General features: G+C 44.2%; 19 protein-coding genes and 1 tRNA gene. 7 read left to right on the plus strand and 13 right to left on the minus strand.

The window, feature by feature from the left end; all coding sequences use genetic code 11:
- Positions 1-27: 27 nt before the first annotated feature.
- The 3 genes from OCU35_RS09745 to OCU35_RS09755 all read right to left on the minus strand — a co-directional run bounded on the left by OCU35_RS09745 (position 28) and on the right by OCU35_RS09755 (position 2,536).
- Positions 28-1,068, minus strand: a complete 1,041-nt coding sequence (locus OCU35_RS09745) for an ion channel (RefSeq protein ID WP_017031127.1) — start codon at positions 1,066-1,068, stop codon at positions 28-30.
- A 43-nt stretch (positions 1,069-1,111) separates the two neighbouring features.
- Complete coding sequence (locus OCU35_RS09750) at positions 1,112-1,672, minus strand: outer membrane beta-barrel protein (RefSeq protein WP_017031128.1); 561 nt, start codon at positions 1,670-1,672, stop codon at positions 1,112-1,114.
- Between the two features lie 222 nt (positions 1,673-1,894).
- On the minus strand, positions 1,895-2,536 hold the full coding sequence (locus OCU35_RS09755; protein WP_261825283.1) for a helix-turn-helix transcriptional regulator: 642 nt from the start codon (positions 2,534-2,536) through the stop codon (positions 1,895-1,897).
- Positions 2,537-3,076: 540 nt separating this feature from the next.
- On the opposite strand from OCU35_RS09755, the gene OCU35_RS09760 reads away from it, so the two are divergent.
- The 4 genes from OCU35_RS09760 to OCU35_RS09775 are packed head-to-tail and all read left to right on the plus strand — an operon-like array spanning position 3,077 to position 5,777.
- Positions 3,077-4,180 (plus strand): hypothetical protein, encoded by a 1,104-nt coding sequence (locus tag OCU35_RS09760; RefSeq protein WP_102479943.1) that lies wholly within the window; start codon positions 3,077-3,079, stop codon positions 4,178-4,180.
- Positions 4,181-4,202: 22 nt separating this feature from the next.
- The gene (locus OCU35_RS09765; RefSeq protein ID WP_017031131.1) at positions 4,203-4,532 is read left to right on the plus strand and encodes a hypothetical protein; all 330 of its coding nucleotides are present in this window, start codon (positions 4,203-4,205) and stop codon (positions 4,530-4,532) included.
- A gap of 46 nt (positions 4,533-4,578) precedes the next feature.
- A complete protein-coding gene (locus OCU35_RS09770) occupies positions 4,579-5,217 on the plus strand; it encodes a C39 family peptidase (protein WP_261825921.1) in 639 nt (212 codons plus the stop codon).
- A gap of 8 nt (positions 5,218-5,225) precedes the next feature.
- Positions 5,226-5,777, plus strand: coding sequence for a hypothetical protein (locus OCU35_RS09775; RefSeq protein WP_017027113.1), 552 nt, complete (start codon positions 5,226-5,228; stop codon positions 5,775-5,777).
- Positions 5,778-5,812: 35 nt separating this feature from the next.
- Here OCU35_RS09775 and OCU35_RS09780 read toward each other — a convergent pair whose 3' ends face one another.
- Positions 5,813-6,796, minus strand: a complete 984-nt coding sequence (locus tag OCU35_RS09780) for a transporter (RefSeq protein ID WP_261825284.1) — start codon at positions 6,794-6,796, stop codon at positions 5,813-5,815.
- Between the two features lie 562 nt (positions 6,797-7,358).
- Positions 7,359-7,435: transfer RNA gene (locus OCU35_RS09785), tRNA-Pro, on the minus strand.
- A gap of 385 nt (positions 7,436-7,820) precedes the next feature.
- Between OCU35_RS09785 and smrA the strand changes: the two genes are divergently transcribed.
- Both smrA and rluF read left to right on the plus strand, forming a co-directional pair.
- Complete coding sequence (gene smrA / locus OCU35_RS09790; protein ID WP_065599376.1) at positions 7,821-8,405, plus strand: DNA endonuclease SmrA; 585 nt, start codon at positions 7,821-7,823, stop codon at positions 8,403-8,405.
- Between the two features lie 18 nt (positions 8,406-8,423).
- Complete coding sequence (gene rluF, locus OCU35_RS09795; protein WP_261825285.1) at positions 8,424-9,431, plus strand: 23S rRNA pseudouridine(2604) synthase RluF; 1,008 nt, start codon at positions 8,424-8,426, stop codon at positions 9,429-9,431.
- A gap of 373 nt (positions 9,432-9,804) precedes the next feature.
- Here rluF and OCU35_RS09800 read toward each other — a convergent pair whose 3' ends face one another.
- Positions 9,805-10,248: an Lrp/AsnC family transcriptional regulator gene (locus OCU35_RS09800; protein ID WP_026026061.1), complete on the minus strand. Its 444-nt coding sequence runs from the start codon at positions 10,246-10,248 to the stop codon at positions 9,805-9,807.
- Between the two features lie 108 nt (positions 10,249-10,356).
- Here OCU35_RS09800 and OCU35_RS09805 point away from each other — a divergent pair, with 108 nt between their 5' ends.
- Positions 10,357-10,941 (plus strand): LysE family translocator, encoded by a 585-nt coding sequence (locus tag OCU35_RS09805; protein WP_261825286.1) that lies wholly within the window; start codon positions 10,357-10,359, stop codon positions 10,939-10,941.
- 2 nt (positions 10,942-10,943) lie between these two features.
- Here the strand turns inward: OCU35_RS09805 and ybaK are convergent, their stop codons facing one another.
- The 7 genes from ybaK to prfA all read right to left on the minus strand — a co-directional run bounded on the left by ybaK (position 10,944) and on the right by prfA (position 17,219).
- Positions 10,944-11,417, minus strand: a complete 474-nt coding sequence (gene ybaK / locus OCU35_RS09810; protein ID WP_017027119.1) for a Cys-tRNA(Pro) deacylase — start codon at positions 11,415-11,417, stop codon at positions 10,944-10,946.
- 14 nt (positions 11,418-11,431) lie between these two features.
- Positions 11,432-13,072, minus strand: a complete 1,641-nt coding sequence (ushA, locus tag OCU35_RS09815) for a bifunctional UDP-sugar hydrolase/5'-nucleotidase UshA (protein WP_017031139.1) — start codon at positions 13,070-13,072, stop codon at positions 11,432-11,434.
- Between the two features lie 126 nt (positions 13,073-13,198).
- A complete protein-coding gene (gene kdsA, locus OCU35_RS09820; protein ID WP_017027121.1) occupies positions 13,199-14,050 on the minus strand; it encodes a 3-deoxy-8-phosphooctulonate synthase in 852 nt (283 codons plus the stop codon).
- 23 nt (positions 14,051-14,073) lie between these two features.
- Entirely contained in the window at positions 14,074-14,883 is an 810-nt protein-coding gene (locus tag OCU35_RS09825; RefSeq protein WP_261825287.1) for a SirB1 family protein, read from the minus strand.
- Between the two features lie 3 nt (positions 14,884-14,886).
- Positions 14,887-15,270: a SirB2 family protein gene (locus OCU35_RS09830; protein WP_102360312.1), complete on the minus strand. Its 384-nt coding sequence runs from the start codon at positions 15,268-15,270 to the stop codon at positions 14,887-14,889.
- On the minus strand, positions 15,270-16,127 hold the full coding sequence (gene prmC, locus OCU35_RS09835; RefSeq protein WP_261825288.1) for a peptide chain release factor N(5)-glutamine methyltransferase: 858 nt from the start codon (positions 16,125-16,127) through the stop codon (positions 15,270-15,272). The genes OCU35_RS09830 and prmC overlap by 1 nt, the downstream gene beginning before the upstream one ends.
- A 3-nt stretch (positions 16,128-16,130) precedes the next feature.
- Complete coding sequence (prfA, locus tag OCU35_RS09840; protein WP_017027125.1) at positions 16,131-17,219, minus strand: peptide chain release factor 1; 1,089 nt, start codon at positions 17,217-17,219, stop codon at positions 16,131-16,133.
- Positions 17,220-17,221 lie beyond the last annotated feature (2 nt).

The following is a 17,221-nucleotide window of genomic DNA, read 5'->3' on the forward strand; positions in this document are numbered from 1 at the left end:
CCGCAATGCAATGGCCTTAGTCATTCTTTACTTAGGCCAACTTGAAAACTCGACTCTTTCATCTGCGATATAGAATAAAATCTCACCGCTTTTAATCACAGTACTGAGCTTTTGATTGATATTGACCTCTCCTGCCGAATTACGACTGCCAATAATCGTTGCTTCGAAGTTCTGTTTGAAATCTAAGAACACTTTTTCCAGTTCAAAATCAGGCACCTCTTGAGGCACCACAATACTGTATTGGGTCTGTCCCTTGTGGGCGGAGACCAATTCACTGTGTATAAAGCTACTACCAAAATCTATTACCGACTTGGCCAGCAATTCAGTTGAAAGGTTCGATATGCATTCAGCATTGGGATAATGCGCTGAAAGGATCTGACATTTCACATCATCCACAAAGTGAGCAACGAGATGTGCATTCGGGTTCAGCCTAGCTACAAATAAAGAAATGGTTAATGTCATTTCATCAGTATCTGTATCGACAACCAAACACGACGCTTTATCTATGCTCGCTCGCTTTAGATCATCTTCTTCAGTAAAACTATGTGCATTGATAAATTCAACATCATCGCCGAGTGGGTTTTGTTGCTCTTGGACACTGATAAGAACAATTTTACGCTGCCTTTCTTCTCGCTTCAGCATTTGCACTAAATGTGGCGTTCTGTCGCGATTGTAGCCAATAATCACAATATGGTTAGTAAAATTCACGTTGTGCTTTCCCTTAAATTGACGAAACCAGAACGTCGAAAACGCACTGATGACCTTGCCGATAATGACACCAAATAAACCTAACGATAGAGGTATAACAAAAAAAGCAGTAAATAGGCGGCCATTGGGCGTAGAAGGTGACATGTCACCATATCCAACGGTTGAACCAGTGACGGCAAGGAAGTAAATAAAATCAACAAGCTGATCGGTAAGTGCATGCTCTCCAAGCACTCGATAGCCCAAATAAACTAAAGTTGAGTATGCAAATACCAAAAACAATGCGTTGGTTCTAGCTAACACCAACGCGTATCTCGAAAGGTATTTATCCCACCAAATAAGTAGTCGTTGTTTAAGTATCACTCGTCATTCCATTTCTCGAATTACACCGCAATTTGGGGCATTGTTAGAACCAGTGGTAAGCGGCTGAAATACCATAGTAGTTAATATCTGGACCACCAATATCGTTATACCATGTGTACTCAACAGCGCCAGACCAGTTTTTATGAAATTGATACTCAAGCCCAACACCTAAGTGCGGAGTCCAGCCTTGATCGTCTTCAAAAACATTCTCACCATTCGCACTCCACTCATAGGCCTGAAAACCTATCTTGCCAAATATAGAAAGGCGGTCAACCATTTCGTAAGAGCCTTTTGCCGTTAGATCAAGGGTTTTAGCATCGTAGCTACCTGGTATATCCTTGAGATCAGCTTCGCCTAAGTCATGGTACCCCAATTCAAAAGCTAGCCATGGCAAAGCCTGAACACCAAAAAAGGCCCCCCAAGCAAATGGGGAATCATCCACTTCGCTTACGCTTGTTACACCCGAACCCAAGTCACCATAGTTCGCTGACCCCAGTTTGATCCCACCATAAAAATGAGAAAACGTAATATTGTCAGACTCCGCGGCCAATGAAGGAAACGAAACCGCGATTAGTAGCGGGATTGTCAGAGCGTTTTTGATCATTCGCTAATGTCCTTACAAGCTCAAAAAGTATTCGTAATACTGATACTTAATACTAGACCTTGATTGTGATGAAATAGAGAAACACGATAGTAAATGTAGCTAATATGGAGAGATTAATTGAAAAGTGTGACCGCCCTAATGCAACAGATGACCATATACCTAAATAAAATAAGCAGATGAAATTAAAGGATATTATCTAGCTTAATGAGAACGGGGTTGTGGCTATTTCGTCAGCGAGTAATCATTCATACGTGCATACTTAATTGCATCATGGCGCGAATGAACATTTAACTTTTTATACAGCTTGTAGATGTGACTTTTTACTGTACTCTCCGAGAGAAACAATCGCGTCGCTATTTGCTGGTTCGAGATGCCATAAGCCAATAGCTCTAATATTTGCTTTTCTCTAGAGGTTAAACCCGAATCGTGTGGATCGGAAGATAGATCAGAGCAACGATAGCTCGATACCAACCTCTCCATATACGGCCGAGGCAACCAAAGCCCCCCATTGAAGATGTATTCAATACTTTCATTTATATGCTCTACCATCGCATTATTAAGAAGCACTCCTTTTAATAACTTCCAACGTAGAAGATCTTCATCAAGCGGTGCTGCGGGCACGTTGTGCACCATAAGAGGCCAACTTAACATGTCAAAGTCGGGTAAAAGTTGTTTGTTGTCGATAGCACGCAAGTAACTGTGCTCAATCAAAACTAAGTCAGTTACAAGAGTTTGACTGTTAGTAATCGCTTCTTCAGGCAGGCACGTATGCACATGAAGGTTTGGATTTGTAGAAAGCTGCTTTTCTAGAAGACTAGTTTGCAGATTTTTCTCCGCAAGGATCAACAAAGTTCGAGTGTTCATGATTAGTGTTATTAGTGGCTCACACTACAACTTGAAGATGCCACAGCCTCGCGATTCCGGTTATTATTTGTACAGTAAATATAGTTTAAACAACCTCCAACAGAAAGAAGAAAGGCTGAGAGTTAGATGAAGTTTCCATTACATGATTCATCAAACTTACTACTAACTGGCACGTTTCTTCATCTATTTATAAGCCTCATAAATTTCAAGTTTCTGTTTTTTATACTAATACTTCGACTCATACTTTAATTTAGATGTCCCTTAATTTAGACAATGCTAAAGCTAAAATTCAAACTAATTCAGCCTTTTTTAACACTCGTTTTCATACTCTAAGCAACCCTTCAGCAAGCATCGGTAACCTGTTGTTTATATTGAATTTTTCATCAAAATCATTGCACTTACTTCCAGTACCCCTTTAGCCTCCCTATCACTCTACTTTTGCTTACCTATAATCTCATTGCTCTCGAGGAGAAGTGAGAGTAACGGTGTATTTTATGCAAACCCTCAAATTGGACGAACAAGGATAATGGGGTACTTATTATGAACCTGAATAAAACAGGATTAGCTATCGCACTGGCGGCAGCAATGTTGAGTGGTGGGGCCTTAGCTGATCGAGGTCATGGGAACAAACATGGTTCCAACCCATCAGATGAAATAGAGATTGAAAACTTTGTAGATGGCGGTGGTGGCAACAAACAATGGTCTGATAGCGCGAACACTGATGGTAGTTACAATGATCGATCTGACTCTAGCCTAACCCGCAGTCAAAATGACAACTCTGATAGGAGTGATAATTCAGATAGCTCGGATAACTCAGATAACAGCGACAATACTGACAATAGCGATAATTCTGATTCAAGCTTATCTAGTAGTTACAATAACAACTCCGACAATTCGGATAACTCTGACGGCTCTGACAATTCAGATAATAGCGACAACTCTGATTCTAGCTTATCTAGTAGTTACAATAACAACTCCGACAATTCGGATAACTCTGATAATAGTGACAGCTCCGATTCTAGCTTAGCTAATAGCTACAACGACAATTCGGATAACAGCGATAACTCTGATAGTTCTGATAACTCGGATAGCAGTAACAACTCCGACAATTCGGACAACTCAGATAATAGTGACAATTCCGATTCTAGCTTAGCTAATAGTTACAACGACAATTCGGATAACAGCGATAACTCTGATAATTCTGACAACTCAGATAACAGTGATAACTCCGACAATTCTGACAACTCAGATAACAGCGTAGCTAACAGTAACAATGACAACTCGGACAATAGTGATAACTCAGATAATAGCGACAATTCTGACAACTCAGATAACTCAGATTCTAGCACTAGTTATGCGAACAGCTTTAATGACTCTAGCAGCAGTGAAGAATACAACATCGAAATGGATGCTGATGTAGTGATCGCCAACTCCAATCAAATGGGTAGTGTATCCGGCAACAACGTTAATGGTGGCGGACACCCAAGCAGACGTGGTGGCGGAGCTGCAGCAATGAACAATACCAATAACCTTGGTGGTTTTGGTGGAGCTGCTGGTATCACGACGGTAACACAGAACGCGGGTGCAAATTCGTTAGTTCAACAAAACGTGACAACCAATGCTAGCGTTTTAACATCAGATTAAGCGGAAAAGCTAGGAGATAATGATGCGTTTGACACTGTGCACTATCAGTTTGATGTTGACCTTCTCTGTGCACGCTGAGGAACTTGTATTGCCGGATACTGCCGTTACCAACGATGTAATGGAGCAATCTAGAGGTAAACAATCTGTGGACGTAGAGCTTGAGCTCACCAGTTTGGCCTCTGACATTAAAGGTATAAGTAAAGGTAATACGGCAAGCCACACAGTAAGCGGTAATAATATTCTGCAATCAGGGGCTTTGTCAGATAGCTCTGGCATTTCAAGCGTTATCCAGAATACTGGTAATAATGTTCTGATACAGAATTCTACCGTCGTCAACCTGAGTATCGAATAGCAATATGAAGAGGGTAATAAGTCCCCTAGGATGGTTGATGCTGACAATGTCAGCATCAACCTTCGCTATTGAGTTTTTGCCACACAGAGCAAACTACTCTGTGCCAGTAAAAAGCTATAAAGAACTGGTTTTCGGTGATGTTTACCGACAGCAATATGATTTTAGTTGTGGGTCTGCTGCACTAGCCTCCTTGCTTCAATTTCACTACCAGAAACCAGCACAAGAGCAAGAGATCTTTGATGCTATGTACGAACAAGGAGACAAAGATATTATAAGTGAGCAGGGGTTTTCTTTGCTTGATATGAAATCTTACTTGAAGTCGGTTGGTTTGAAAGCTGATGGGTTCCACATAAGTTTAGAAAAGCTCCGTAAGATCGGTGTGCCAGGAATAACCTTGGTTAATTTTGATGGCTATATGCATTTTGTAGTCATTCGAGGCATAAGCGAAAAAAATGTAGTACTGGGTGACCCTTCTCGTGGAACAATGGTGATGCAAATAGATGAGTTCAATCATTACTACCAAGGGCTAACGTTATTAGTACGCAATGAAGCAAAAATAGGTAGAGCCGGCTTTATTAAGGATGACAATTTTTCTATTTACAATACATCCCCTCTCGAGAGTGGCGTCTCTAGAGAGTCACTAGGTGTATTTAGCATTACGTTACCTAGCCCAGGCGACTATTAGGAGTAACTATGATAGGTAATAAATTGGTAGTTGCATTTGGGTTATTTTTTTTACCTGCCAGTGTGTCTTATGCAGAAGAAATTGACGTGTCCAATATCAGAATTGCTGATAGCCACACCCTATCAACTTTGCGAGGTGGATTTAAGCTAAGCAATGATTATGTCATTGATATAGGCATCAGCATCACAGCTGCTGTGAATGGCAAAAACATCTATCAAAACACTATAGCCAACTTAGTGTTTAGAAACGGCACTCTAACCGCGGAGTCTGTTCCAAGTGGCGACAATAACCTTCCAGAAACTCCCAACCTAGTGAGTGTAGTCCAAGTAGGTGAAGGTAATATCATCGAAAGTACCAGTGACCAATCTAGCCCGTCGGAGCCAACAAAACCTGATATTGTGACTGGTCCTAGCATTGTCAATATTATACAAAACACTCTCGATGACAGTGTGCTCGGCCTAAATACCGTCGTGGATGTGGATGCTCGCGTCGAAAGCGTCAACAAGCAAATTCGAGACGATCTTCGACTAAAAGAATCTCTACTACAACACAGATATTAGCCGCATAAGTACTAGCCACATAGGTGCTAAAGCGACTAAAAGTAGTATGGAACTCTAACCGACAATTGGAAGTCAGGAGTATCCTCAGTAAGACCGGCTTGGGCGCTTATATTGAGTGACGAACGCGGATTCATTCTTAGGTTTATACCAGCAGTTAAAGAATCCAGATGCAGTAACTTTGCATCATCGGGCTCTTGTCCATTAATCTTACTTTTTAGAATAGTTCTATGGGTCACGCCTAGTGAAAAGGATAGATCTGGATTTACAGCAAACCCCATGCCTCCGCCAATTGATATCGTATCTCCTAAGTCTATCTTTTGACTATCACTACCCACTTCGACTTTGTCTTCAATATTGTATATGTAGCCTATATTAGCGTACAACACTGCGGGATCTGTGGGGTAGAGCATGGTCAAGCTAGGTTCAATACTCCAAAATCCTGAACCTGTAGAGACATCTTCCAAAGTATTGGTACTTTCATCAATATCGATTTCATAAGGAGAGCGGCCCGTTCTGGTTTTTAATCTAAGCCCCCCTATCCAGTATGGTGTGCTATCAAAATTAAACTGATGACGTAGACCAATTTCTAGATCCCCCATAGCCCCACCGCTATTAGAACGATTAATCACGTCGGGCGAACCATCTTGTATTGGTCTCACTGTTATTTGGTCATTACGGTAAACATAAGGCAGTCTCAACTCAAACTCGGTCGCATTGGTTAATCCCAAACGCGCTGTAAGCCCGAAAGTGGTCGTTACAAAATCGGCATCACTAACCTCAATCCGCCCAATAATGAGCGTAGGAAGCACTGTATAACCAACCACAGACACACGATTTGAAGAGTTTTGAGTGAAACTAAGGGATCCTTCTAAGGACCAAGTTCCTTTGGGGGATAGAACACCAGGTTTATCAATAACGTCACCCACTGTAAGAGTGACATCGTTATTTTCTTCTGCATGGATACCTTGGCTCATGCACAATAAAACGGTGCCACACCAGACAATCGATTTGTCCAACATCACGAGATCCTTCGTATTTGGAGTGTTTAATTTTTAGACAATTTTGCGCATATCGCAAATATTTAGTTCAAAAAACAACCTCCAAAAACCTAACCCATTAATCTCTCAAGAGAACAAAAGTCCATAAGGAAAACACAAAGTATTACCAGTTGTGACTTGTGTTCTAAAATCATATTGCGGAATTGCGTGCAACCGGGCTTCCTGCGGACTGCGTTCCTGCGCGGCGGGCTCCGTACCCGACTGATTTGTCTGTCTCTAAAACGACGAAACCCCGCACATTGTGCGGGGTTTTTATATATGGTCGATGAAGAGGGATTTGATGCGACCGGGCTTCCGGCGGGGCGGGCTTCCGCACCCGACCAGGCTCTCAATACAAATTGAATCTTCTGAAACGCAAAAAGCCCGTCATTTCTGACGGGCTTTCTTAATATGGTCGGTGAAGAGGGACTTGATGCGACCGGGCTTCCGGCGCGGCGGGCTTCCGCACCCGACTAGGCTCTCAATACAAATTGAATCTTCTGAAACGCAAAAAGCCCGTCATTTCTGACGGGCTTTCTTAATGTGGTCGGTGAAGAGGGATTCGAACCCCCGACCCTCTGGTCCCAAACCAGATGCGCTACCAAGCTGCGCTATTCACCGAGCTCTCAACGAGGAGTATTTCCTGCTGAGACCGCGTATATTACGGATTTTTTCTCACTGCGCAATACCTATCTCTATAAAAATGCGTTTGAACTATCTATGTGGCGACAAATCACACTACCTCACCAAAAATGAGAGCCACCAGCCATTAATAGCAAACTTAAAGTTACATACGGGCAACAATTGATCCAGATCATCTCTACTTTCAAGTCACAAATTACTATGGTTACATCATTCAGTAATGGGTGATGAATCTCCTCACTAGATCAGTTAGCAGCCAATTGTTGCGCCGAGGCAATCTGAATTGCCTCGGTTTTTCTTTTTTAAGTGACGTTCGTCGATTTCCAATTATAATCTCCCTATTCCAACCTATTTCTTGATTTTTATGTCTGAAGAATTTGAAAATGATTTTTCCTTTCATGAGATGATGGGAGATGTTAAACCTCTCCATCAAGACACTGCCGTCCATAAGAAGTCTCATACCACCGATGATAACCATCTACTGAGACAACTAGCGGCGGTAAGTATTGAAGAAGAACTACCTGAATATTTAACGCTTGATAATGCGCCCATGCTAAAGCCTGACGATATTATCGAGTTTAAACGTAGCGGTGTACAAAATGGCGTTTACCGAAAGCTAAGGCTGGGCAAGTACCCAATTCAGGCCAAGTTAGATCTGCATCGCAGAACCCTAACGCAAGCGCGAGATGAAGTAGTACACTTTCTTAAGCAATGCTTAAGGCTCGAAGCAAGAACTATCATTATCGTGCATGGTAAGGGTCATAACTCAAACCCACCTGCGCTAATGAAAAGCTACGTTGCTTTTTGGCTACAACAAATTAATGAAGTACTTTGTGTTCATTCAGCTCAAGCCTTTCACGGTGGAAGTGGCGCAATCTATGTAATGCTGAAGAAGAACGAAGAGAAGAAACTAGAGAACCGAGAACGTCACCAAAAACGTCAAGGTTAACTCAAAACAGAGAGAACTATGTCTGATAACGCAAAGCGACTAAATAAATTCATCAGTGAAACTGGCTTCTGCTCTCGCAGAGAGGCGGACAGACTGATCGAACAAGGCCGAGTGACCATTAATGGTAAAATCCCAGAGATGGGCACTAAGGTCTCTTCAGAGGACGAGGTTCTTGTTGATGGCAAACCGCTAAGAGAAAAGCGCAAAGCCCTCTACATAGCACTGAACAAGCCTACAGGGGTCACCTGTACCACAGAGCGCGATATCCCTGGAAACATTGTCGACTTTATTGGACACAAAGAACGTATTTTCCCGATTGGTAGATTAGATAAGCCATCAGATGGCCTAATCTTTTTGACCAACGATGGTGATATCGTCAATAAGATCCTTCGCGCTGGGAACAACCACGAAAAAGAGTATGTGGTTCGTGTTGATAGACCTATCACACCAGAGTTTTTGAAGAAGATGGCCAGCGGTGTGCCAATTCTGGACACGGTAACCTTGCCATGCGAGATCACTAAAGAGTCCGAGTACAGTTTTCGCATCGTCTTAACCCAAGGGTTGAACCGTCAGATTCGACGCATGTGTGAAGCGTTAGATTACCGTGTATTCAAACTGCGCCGAGTGCGTATTATGAATATCACTATCGATGGCATTCCCAACGGTAAATGGCGCTACTTAAGTGATGATGAGGTAAAAACCTTGCTTGAAATCAGCGGCGATTCTGTAGGAACAGAAGAAGCCTCCGTAAAGGATGCTCAAGGCCGACGTATAAGAAAAGCCACTGACGCTAAGCTTTACGATAGCCGTGAAGAAAACCAAGCCTCTAGAGCCCGTCGCAACCGCGATGAGCAAAAGCAGGTATTTGATGGCAAGTTTACCCCTAGCAGACACAGACCAAAGGGCAATTCGTCAACTGGAAAGCCATCTGGCAATAAGAGTTACGCTAAACCAAAAGCCAACCCTACAAAACCAAGCGAAGCCAACAAGCCTCGAGTGAAAGGCAAGCTCAGCCTGAAGAAGTAAGACTTATTTGTAGCTGTCAGCTGACAGCTATAAGCCTTCAGCCAAAAGCACTTTCTTGAAACTGGTCATCCCCGAGCGCTTCTATCGGGGATCTATTCCCTCACACAATCAGATTCCCGCTAACAACATGCGGGAATGACGCAGTTGTTGTCATGGTTGAATGTGCCCTGAAAGCTGACTTCTAAAAGCCTTCAGCCAAAAGCACTTTCTTGATACTGGTCATCCTCGAGTGCTTTTATCGAGGATCTATTTCCTCACGCAATCAGATTCCCGCTAACAACATGCGGGAATGACGGTGATTTCACCATGTCTTAATGACGGTGATTTAATCAGGTTCTAATCTGAAAGCTGACAGCTTAAAGCTTGCAGCTGATCAAAGCCTTTCATCCTTAGGCGAATCCATCACCACCATAGTTGTAATCGATTTGACGTACTCACACTCTCCCAGCACATCGGCATGAATACGCTTATACGAGGCCAGGTCTTGAGTCTCAATTCGCAACAAGTACTCATTAGCGCCAGTAATGTTGTGGCACTCCACCACCTCATCGACAAAGCGAACATGCTCTTCAAAGGCATGTTGGGCCTTCTTGCTGTGCGACGAGAGCCCTATCGACACATAAGCCACGAAACCCACGCCAAGCTGCACACTATCAAGAAGTACCCGATAACCCTTAATGACGCCTTTACGCTCGAGATCCTGCACTCTCCGCAATGTCGCCGAAGCCGACAAACCTACCTTCTCTGCCAGTTCAACATTGGCTATTTTTCCGCTTCGCTTTAATTCTTGCAATATTCTTTCGTCAAACTTATCCATAGCGCACTCAGATTGTTCAATTGGGTCTATTACTATCAATATAAGCAAATAATTGCTCAGTGCTCCAATTAAAATTGTTCTATCCATTTACGATAGAAGGTTTTAGTCATGGAACTGCATCATTTAGGCGCGTTACTCTTGTTTGCTTTTGTCTCCACAGCGACTCCGGGACCAAACAATATAATGTTGATGAGCTCGGGTGCTAATGTAGGTTTTAGGAAAACCATCCCTCACATGCTGGGGATTACGATAGGTTTTGCCGTAATGCTGATCTTGGTAGGAGTTGGGTTGATTGGCGTGTTTAATGCTTATCCTCAAAGTCACACCATACTTAAGTATGTAAGCCTTGGGTATTTGCTCTACTTGGCCGTTAAGATTGCCACCAGCGGTAAGGTGAAGGAGAAAGGCTCATTCACACCAATGAGCTTTTTAGGTGCGGCAAGCTTTCAATGGGTCAATCCAAAGGGGTGGTCGATGGCTTTAACCGCTATCGCTTTGTTTAGCGCAACCGGTTCGTGGTGGGATTTGCTGGTGATTTCAGGGATTTTTACCTTAGCCAATATACCATCGGTCACACTGTGGACATTAGCAGGCACGCAACTGCAGCGCTGGCTCACTACCTCCATTCGAATCAAAAGCTTCAATGTAGGGATGGCTTCTCTATTGCTGTTATCGGCTGTTGCAATGCTTTAGTTTTACTCACTTAGAGGAGCAAAGCAGCCCTGTACTTGCTCAACCAGCAACTGTGGGTTGATTTCAATTTCCAGCCCTCGCTTTCCACCACTAATACAGATGGTAGCTTGATGCTCAGCACTTTGATCAATGAAGGTTGGCAGGCGTTTTTTCTGAGCTAAAGGGCTTATCCCTCCAAGCAAATAGCCTGTGATTTTTTGTGCCAATGCAGGGTCGGCCATAGTGGCCTTTTTAAGCTTGTTCGCCTTAGCGGCAAGCTTAAGATTCAATTTTTTGTTAACAGGGACAACAGCAACTCCTAGACCTTGAGCACTGCCGTCCACTGAGAAAAGTAGAGTTTTAAACACCTGCTCCGCAGGTTGGCCCGTCGCCTCAACAGCTTCTAAACCGAAGCTTTCATGGTTTGGGTCATGCTTATATTGATGAAGTTCAAAGGGTACCTTGTTCTTTTTCAATAAACGTACAGCAGGTGTCATGGTTCTCTCTTATTTTACGGGTAACGAACTTCGCCATTTGGCGCGTATAGAGTTACGTCTAGTGGACTATGGCTCTCAAGATACTCTTTCAGAACCTCAGCATCAACGAAACCAGTATCCACATAACCAGGATGAGCGGTAATCGCAGGATAACCATCACCACCCGCGGCATTGAAGCTAGGGATACTAAAGCGATACTTACCGTTTGGATCAATCGCTTTGCCGCCAATCATCACATCAGTAACACCCTTGCTCGTCACTGTCATAGAAATACCCGCAAACTGAGCATAAGCGCCCGAGTCCGTTGGTTTCAATGCAACAACATTCAGGTAATCCAATACCTCAACGCCCGTCATGTCCACATAGGTAACGATATTGCCAAACGGTTGAACCGTTAACACATCTTTATAGGTGATATTACCCTGTGCAATAGAATCACGCACGCCACCTGAGTTCATTACGCCAAAGTCAGCTTTTGCACGAGTCATGTGCGCGGTAGCAATCAAGCGTCCTAGATTGGTTTGTTCAAATCTAACTTTATTACGATCGCCTTCCAGCTTGCCATTAGACTCTGCGATCTTCACATTCAATTTTTCTTGGCCTTGCTCTTGATACGGCGCTAAGAAATCTTCGACATCTGAATCTTGCTCAATTTCTTCACCCACGATGACGCGCTCTTTCTTACCATCAACCTCTACCTTTTTGGTTAGGTTGATAGGCACAAGTTCGTAATGAACAAGGTTTAATTCACCGTTTTCATATTCGTAATCCGCACGACCAACGTATTTGCCCCACTCAAAGGCTTGCATGATCCAAGTGCCGTTTTGTTGGTCAGGTTGACACTCATCACCAGGCTTGAACTGTTTCTTCACCAGATTAGGCCCTTCCATACAAACAGGCTCTTGTGAGTGACCACCAATCACCATATCTAAAGCGCCTGCAGGAAGATAACGAGCTAACGCCACGTCACCTGGAGCATTACCACCGTTATTGCCATCTTGGTAGTGACCCATGTGAGTCACAGCAATAGTGATATCTGGCTGTTCGGATTGCTCAATCTCTGCGAGCAACTGCTTCGCTTCTGGCTTTGGATCTCTGAAATCGAGAGATTGAATAAATTCAGGGTTACCAATCTTTGCTGTGTCTTCTGTGGTTAAGCCGATGACCGCTATCTTCAGACCTTCTTTTTCAAACATCTGATAAGGCTGAAATTTACGTGTTTGGCTCTCTTTGTCATAGATATTGGCAGACAACATAGGGAACTCAGCCCACTCTTGCTGCTTTTCGAGAACCGATAATGGATTATCAAATTCGTGGTTACCCAGTGCCATTGCGTCATAGCCGAGTAGCGTCATGCCTTTGAAGTCAGGTTCTGCATCGAGAAGATCGGATTCAGGAACACCGGTATTAATGTCACCACCGGAAAGCAGCAATACGGCGCCACCTTCAGACTCAACTTCCTCTCTAATTTGATCGATGAGCGTCTTTCTCGCCGCCATACCTAACTCGCCATATTTATTTGGCCAGAAGCGACCGTGATGGTCGTTGGTATGTAAGATTGTCAGCTTTTGAACGCCGTTGGTTTCAACAACATTATCCGATGCACAGCCTACCGCGAGCGTGCCAAACGCTACAGCCAAGACCAGTGATTTCATTTTTAACCGTTCCATGTATTTCTTTCCAATGAAATGTATTCGCACAAAAAATAGCAACAAAAAAACGGGCATGCGAATGCAATGCCCGTTTTTACTATTACTATCACAGAGTTAGAGTGTTAAACCCTATTTGATATCGATTTGAGCAAAGCTCTTAATCAAATCATCCAGTGATTTCATTTGTGCCAAGAATGGTTCTAGCTTGTCCAAAGGCAGAGCTGAAGGGCCATCACAGCGCGCTTTCTCTGGGTCTGGATGCGCTTCAATAAACAAGCCTGCGATACCTGTAGCAAGACCTGCTTTCGCCAGTTCTACTGTCTGCTCACGGCGACCACCAGATGCTGCACCACTTGGATCGCGCATCTGTAGTGAGTGAGTCACATCAAAGATGATAGGACTGCCGTTTGACACCTTTTTCATTACGCCAAAGCCCAGCATATCTACAACTAGATTGTCGTAGCCCATGCATGCGCCGCGCTCACACAAGATAATCTTATCGTTGCCACACTCAGCAAACTTATCAACGATGTTACCTACCTGATTTGGACTCATGAACTGAGGCTTCTTCACATTGATCACAGCGCCCGTTTTTGCCATTGCCTCAACAAGGTCAGTTTGACGAGCCAAGAAAGCAGGAAGCTGAATAACATCAACCACTTCTGAAACAGGCTGAGCTTGCGCTTCAGTGTGCACATCAGTAATGATTTTTACGCCAAACGTAGATTTCAGCTCTTCAAAGATCTTCATTCCTTCTTCAAGGCCAGGACCACGGTAAGAGTGAACTGAGCTGCGGTTTGCTTTATCAAACGAGGCTTTAAACACGTAAGGAATGCCTAGGCGATCCGTCACTTCAACGTAGTGTTCACATGCACGCATTGCGAGATCGCGTGATTCAAGAACATTAATCCCACCAAATAGAGTGAAAGGCTTATCATTGGCGACTGAAATATCACCAACCTGAACTACTTTTTGTTCCATGTGTATCTCTCTTTTTATTGAAGCTAGTGTAAGACCACTGGCTCGTCGTTAATTGATTTTAATTGCAACTTGAGCATGTCTGCCGCGGGATCATGAGGGCATTTTTCAATGAAAAACTCATAATCTTTACGTGCAACCTGGAAGCAATTTAGCTGCTGATAGATGAAGCCCCTGTCGCGAATCTCATATGGGTCTTCAGGCACTAGGCTCAACGCAAGATTGCTACACGCCAAGGCTTGAGTATAGCGCTCTTCGCGCATAAGAGCGCCCTTCAGCACGCCTAGCCAGCGTCCGATAATGGTAGAGGTATCGGCAATCGACAAATGCTCTGGCTTAAGCATAGCTGCATTACCCTCGGCGCCTTTAAGCCAAGACTGCAACGTGTGCTTAGCCACATACTCGCCATTAAACGGGTTCACATAATCAGGCTTCATATCTGGCCATTTAATCACTAGCAGGAACTGAGTGGGAAAACTGACACCCTCTATAGGAAAACCAAGTTTACGACCTAAATACAACAGCAGTGAACCAAGGCTGACAGGGATGCCCTTCTTACGTTGCAGAACCTTTTCGACAAAGGCGTTCTCAGAAGAAAAGTAGCTTTCATAGTCACCCTGAAAGCCCCACTCCTGATAGAACATGCGTATTAAGGCATCAAAGCGTGCCTTCTCGTTCGTTTCTCTCGATAAAACCTGTTCAGCTTCATCAAGCATCTTTTCTAATTGCAGTTCAACCCAAGTAGCATTAATGCTAGGGTCGACCTGGGAGCAAAGACGCAATGCGCCTTCGACCAATTCTAAATCATCAAGACCGTTAAACCACAGATCTGACATTGTTTACCCCATAAACATTGGCATTTTCGTCATGCCAATTTTGAATGCCATCAATAACCAACCCATGGCACCTAAGAACGCAAAGCCACGTAACAATTGGTTTTTACCCATGCGTAGTGCAAACACACCAAGCGCAATGTAGGCTAGTAATGCGGTAAATTTCTCAGATAACCATTCAGAGCCAGGCGCAAACGGAACCCAACCCGTCACAAACAGCAACATGACGCCAGATAAGATCAGCAAGCCATTGACGGCATGTGGTGCCACTTTAATGAATGTCTTGTTTTGCAGCGGTGACTTAGTCACCATCAAGATATACTGAGTCAGAAATAATCCTGCGCTCAATGCAATCAACATTAGATGGGTGTGCTTTAATGCAACGTACATTAACTTCTTCCTTTAAATTGGCCTAAGGTCACTCTATCTTGACCGGCATAGTCTTGTTCAGTAGAGACGGAGTCATAGCCCATCTCTGTAAGAATTTGTCGTGTTGCTTCCCCTTGATCATAACCGTGCTCCATGAGTAGCCAGCCATTCTCGGCAAGGTATTCTGTAGCATGCAATGCAATGTGCCGAAGATCCGCTAAACCATTCTCCTTAGCCACTAGTGCAGAATCAGGTTCAAATCGAACGTCTCCCACCGCTAAATGTGGGTCTTGCTCATCAATATAAGGAGGGTTGGATACAATGATCTGGAATGGCCCTTCATTAACAACAGGTTCAAACCAGCTGCCTTGTAAAAAGCGAGCATTACGGATGTCCAATTGACGTGCATTGTCTGTCGCCAAAACCTGAGCATCCGCCTGAATATCAACACCAATAAATTCAAAGTGCGGACATTCTGATGCCAAGGCTAACGCTATCGCGCCAGTGCCCGTGCCAAGATCTAATCCTTTACCTAGCTCTGAGCCAATTTTCTCAAGTGCCAGTTCGACCAAACGCTCGGTGTCTGGACGCGGAATCAAGGTAGTTGGGGAAACCTTTAGTGGCAGTGACCAAAACTCGCGCTCACCTGTGATATAAGCAACAGGCTCGCCACTAACACGGCGCACTATCAAGGCGTTAAAATCTTGGTTCTGCTCTTCGGTGAGGGCTTTTTCTGGCCAAGTGAGCAGGTAGCTGCGCGGCTTTTGCAACACATGGCAAAGCAACACAGAGGCATCCAGCTTGGCTGAATCAGCGCCAGACTCCGTCAACAAGAGAGTCGCTGCAACGAGCGACTCTTGAATACTAGGCAAAGACACGAATTAGCCGTGCTCAGAAAGCGCTGCTAGCTGATCAGCTTGGTGTTCAGTCATCACAGGATCGATAAGCGCGTGCATATCGCCTTCCAATACCTCGTTTAGACGGTACAGAGTTAGGTTGATACGGTGATCAGACACTCGGCCTTGTGGATAGTTGTAGGTACGAATACGGTCACTACGGTCACCAGAACCCAATAGGTTACGGCGAGTATCAGAAACCGCAGCCGCGCGCTTAGCTTCTTCGGCTTGAATAATGCGAGCCGCTAGCACAGACATCGCCTTCGCTTTGTTCTTATGCTGTGAACGCTCGTCCTGACATTCTACTACTGTACCTGTTGGCAAGTGAGTAATACGAATAGCAGAGTCAGTGGTGTTAACGTGCTGACCACCCGCGCCAGATGCACGGAAGGTATCAATTTTAAGATCGTTTGCTTTAATCTCTGGCAGATCCGCTTCAGGGATCTCAGGCATGATCGCAACAGTACATGCTGATGTATGAACACGGCCTTGAGATTCAGTCTCTGGCACACGCTGTACACGGTGGCCACCAGATTCAAACTTCATGGTGCCGTAAACGCCGTCACCAGAAACCTTAGCGATCACTTCTTTATAACCGCCTTGCTCTGACTCGTTAGCGCTCATGACTTCAACGCGCCAGCCTTTCTTCTCTGCAAACTTAGAGTACATGCGGAAAAGGTTACCTGCGAAAATACCCGCTTCATCACCACCAGCACCCGCGCGGATCTCAAGGAAACAGTTACGCTCATCGTTTGGATCTTTAGGTAGAAGTAAGATTTGTAGCTCATCGGTCAAAGACTCGATGTTTGCTTTTGCATCTTTGATTTCTTCCTGAGCCATTTCTTTCATCTCAGGATCATCTTCGTTAGCCATCTCTTGCGCCGCTTCAAGGTCTTCTTGAGCTTGCTGATAGGCTTGGAAGCACTTAGTGACTTCCTCTAGCTGAGAATACTCTTTTGATAGCGCGCGGAACTTGTTTTGATCGCCAATAACATCGGGATCACCAAGCAGGTGCTGCACTTCTTCGTAACGCTCAACCAGCGTTTCTAACTTCACTAAAATCGATGCTTTCATAT

The organism is Vibrio breoganii, assembly GCF_024346795.1.
GTDB classification, from domain to species: domain Bacteria; phylum Pseudomonadota; class Gammaproteobacteria; order Enterobacterales; family Vibrionaceae; genus Vibrio; species Vibrio breoganii.

What these genes read in the sequence shown, in the direction of transcription:
- OCU35_RS09750 (WP_017031128.1), bottom strand. Translation starts at nt 1,672, where the DNA reads ATGATCAAAAACGCTCTGACAATCCCGCTACTAATCGCGGTTTCGTTT.
- OCU35_RS09755 (WP_261825283.1), bottom strand. Translation starts at nt 2,536, where the DNA reads ATGAACACTCGAACTTTGTTGATCCTTGCGGAGAAAAATCTGCAAACT.
- OCU35_RS09760 (WP_102479943.1), top strand. Translation starts at nt 3,077, where the DNA reads ATGAACCTGAATAAAACAGGATTAGCTATCGCACTGGCGGCAGCAATG.
- OCU35_RS09765 (WP_017031131.1), top strand. Translation starts at nt 4,203, where the DNA reads ATGCGTTTGACACTGTGCACTATCAGTTTGATGTTGACCTTCTCTGTG.
- OCU35_RS09770 (WP_261825921.1), top strand. Translation starts at nt 4,579, where the DNA reads ATGTCAGCATCAACCTTCGCTATTGAGTTTTTGCCACACAGAGCAAAC.
- OCU35_RS09775 (WP_017027113.1), top strand. Translation starts at nt 5,226, where the DNA reads ATGATAGGTAATAAATTGGTAGTTGCATTTGGGTTATTTTTTTTACCT.
- OCU35_RS09780 (WP_261825284.1), bottom strand. Translation starts at nt 6,796, where the DNA reads ATGTTGGACAAATCGATTGTCTGGTGTGGCACCGTTTTATTGTGCATG.
- smrA (WP_065599376.1), top strand. Translation starts at nt 7,821, where the DNA reads ATGTCTGAAGAATTTGAAAATGATTTTTCCTTTCATGAGATGATGGGA.
- rluF (WP_261825285.1), top strand. Translation starts at nt 8,424, where the DNA reads ATGTCTGATAACGCAAAGCGACTAAATAAATTCATCAGTGAAACTGGC.
- OCU35_RS09800 (WP_026026061.1), bottom strand. Translation starts at nt 10,248, where the DNA reads ATGGATAAGTTTGACGAAAGAATATTGCAAGAATTAAAGCGAAGCGGA.
- OCU35_RS09805 (WP_261825286.1), top strand. Translation starts at nt 10,357, where the DNA reads ATGGAACTGCATCATTTAGGCGCGTTACTCTTGTTTGCTTTTGTCTCC.
- ybaK (WP_017027119.1), bottom strand. Translation starts at nt 11,417, where the DNA reads ATGACACCTGCTGTACGTTTATTGAAAAAGAACAAGGTACCCTTTGAA.
- ushA (WP_017031139.1), bottom strand. Translation starts at nt 13,072, where the DNA reads ATGAAATCACTGGTCTTGGCTGTAGCGTTTGGCACGCTCGCGGTAGGC.
- kdsA (WP_017027121.1), bottom strand. Translation starts at nt 14,050, where the DNA reads ATGGAACAAAAAGTAGTTCAGGTTGGTGATATTTCAGTCGCCAATGAT.
- OCU35_RS09825 (WP_261825287.1), bottom strand. Translation starts at nt 14,883, where the DNA reads ATGTCAGATCTGTGGTTTAACGGTCTTGATGATTTAGAATTGGTCGAA.
- OCU35_RS09830 (WP_102360312.1), bottom strand. Translation starts at nt 15,270, where the DNA reads ATGTACGTTGCATTAAAGCACACCCATCTAATGTTGATTGCATTGAGC.
- prfA (WP_017027125.1), bottom strand. Translation starts at nt 17,219, where the DNA reads ATGAAAGCATCGATTTTAGTGAAGTTAGAAACGCTGGTTGAGCGTTAC.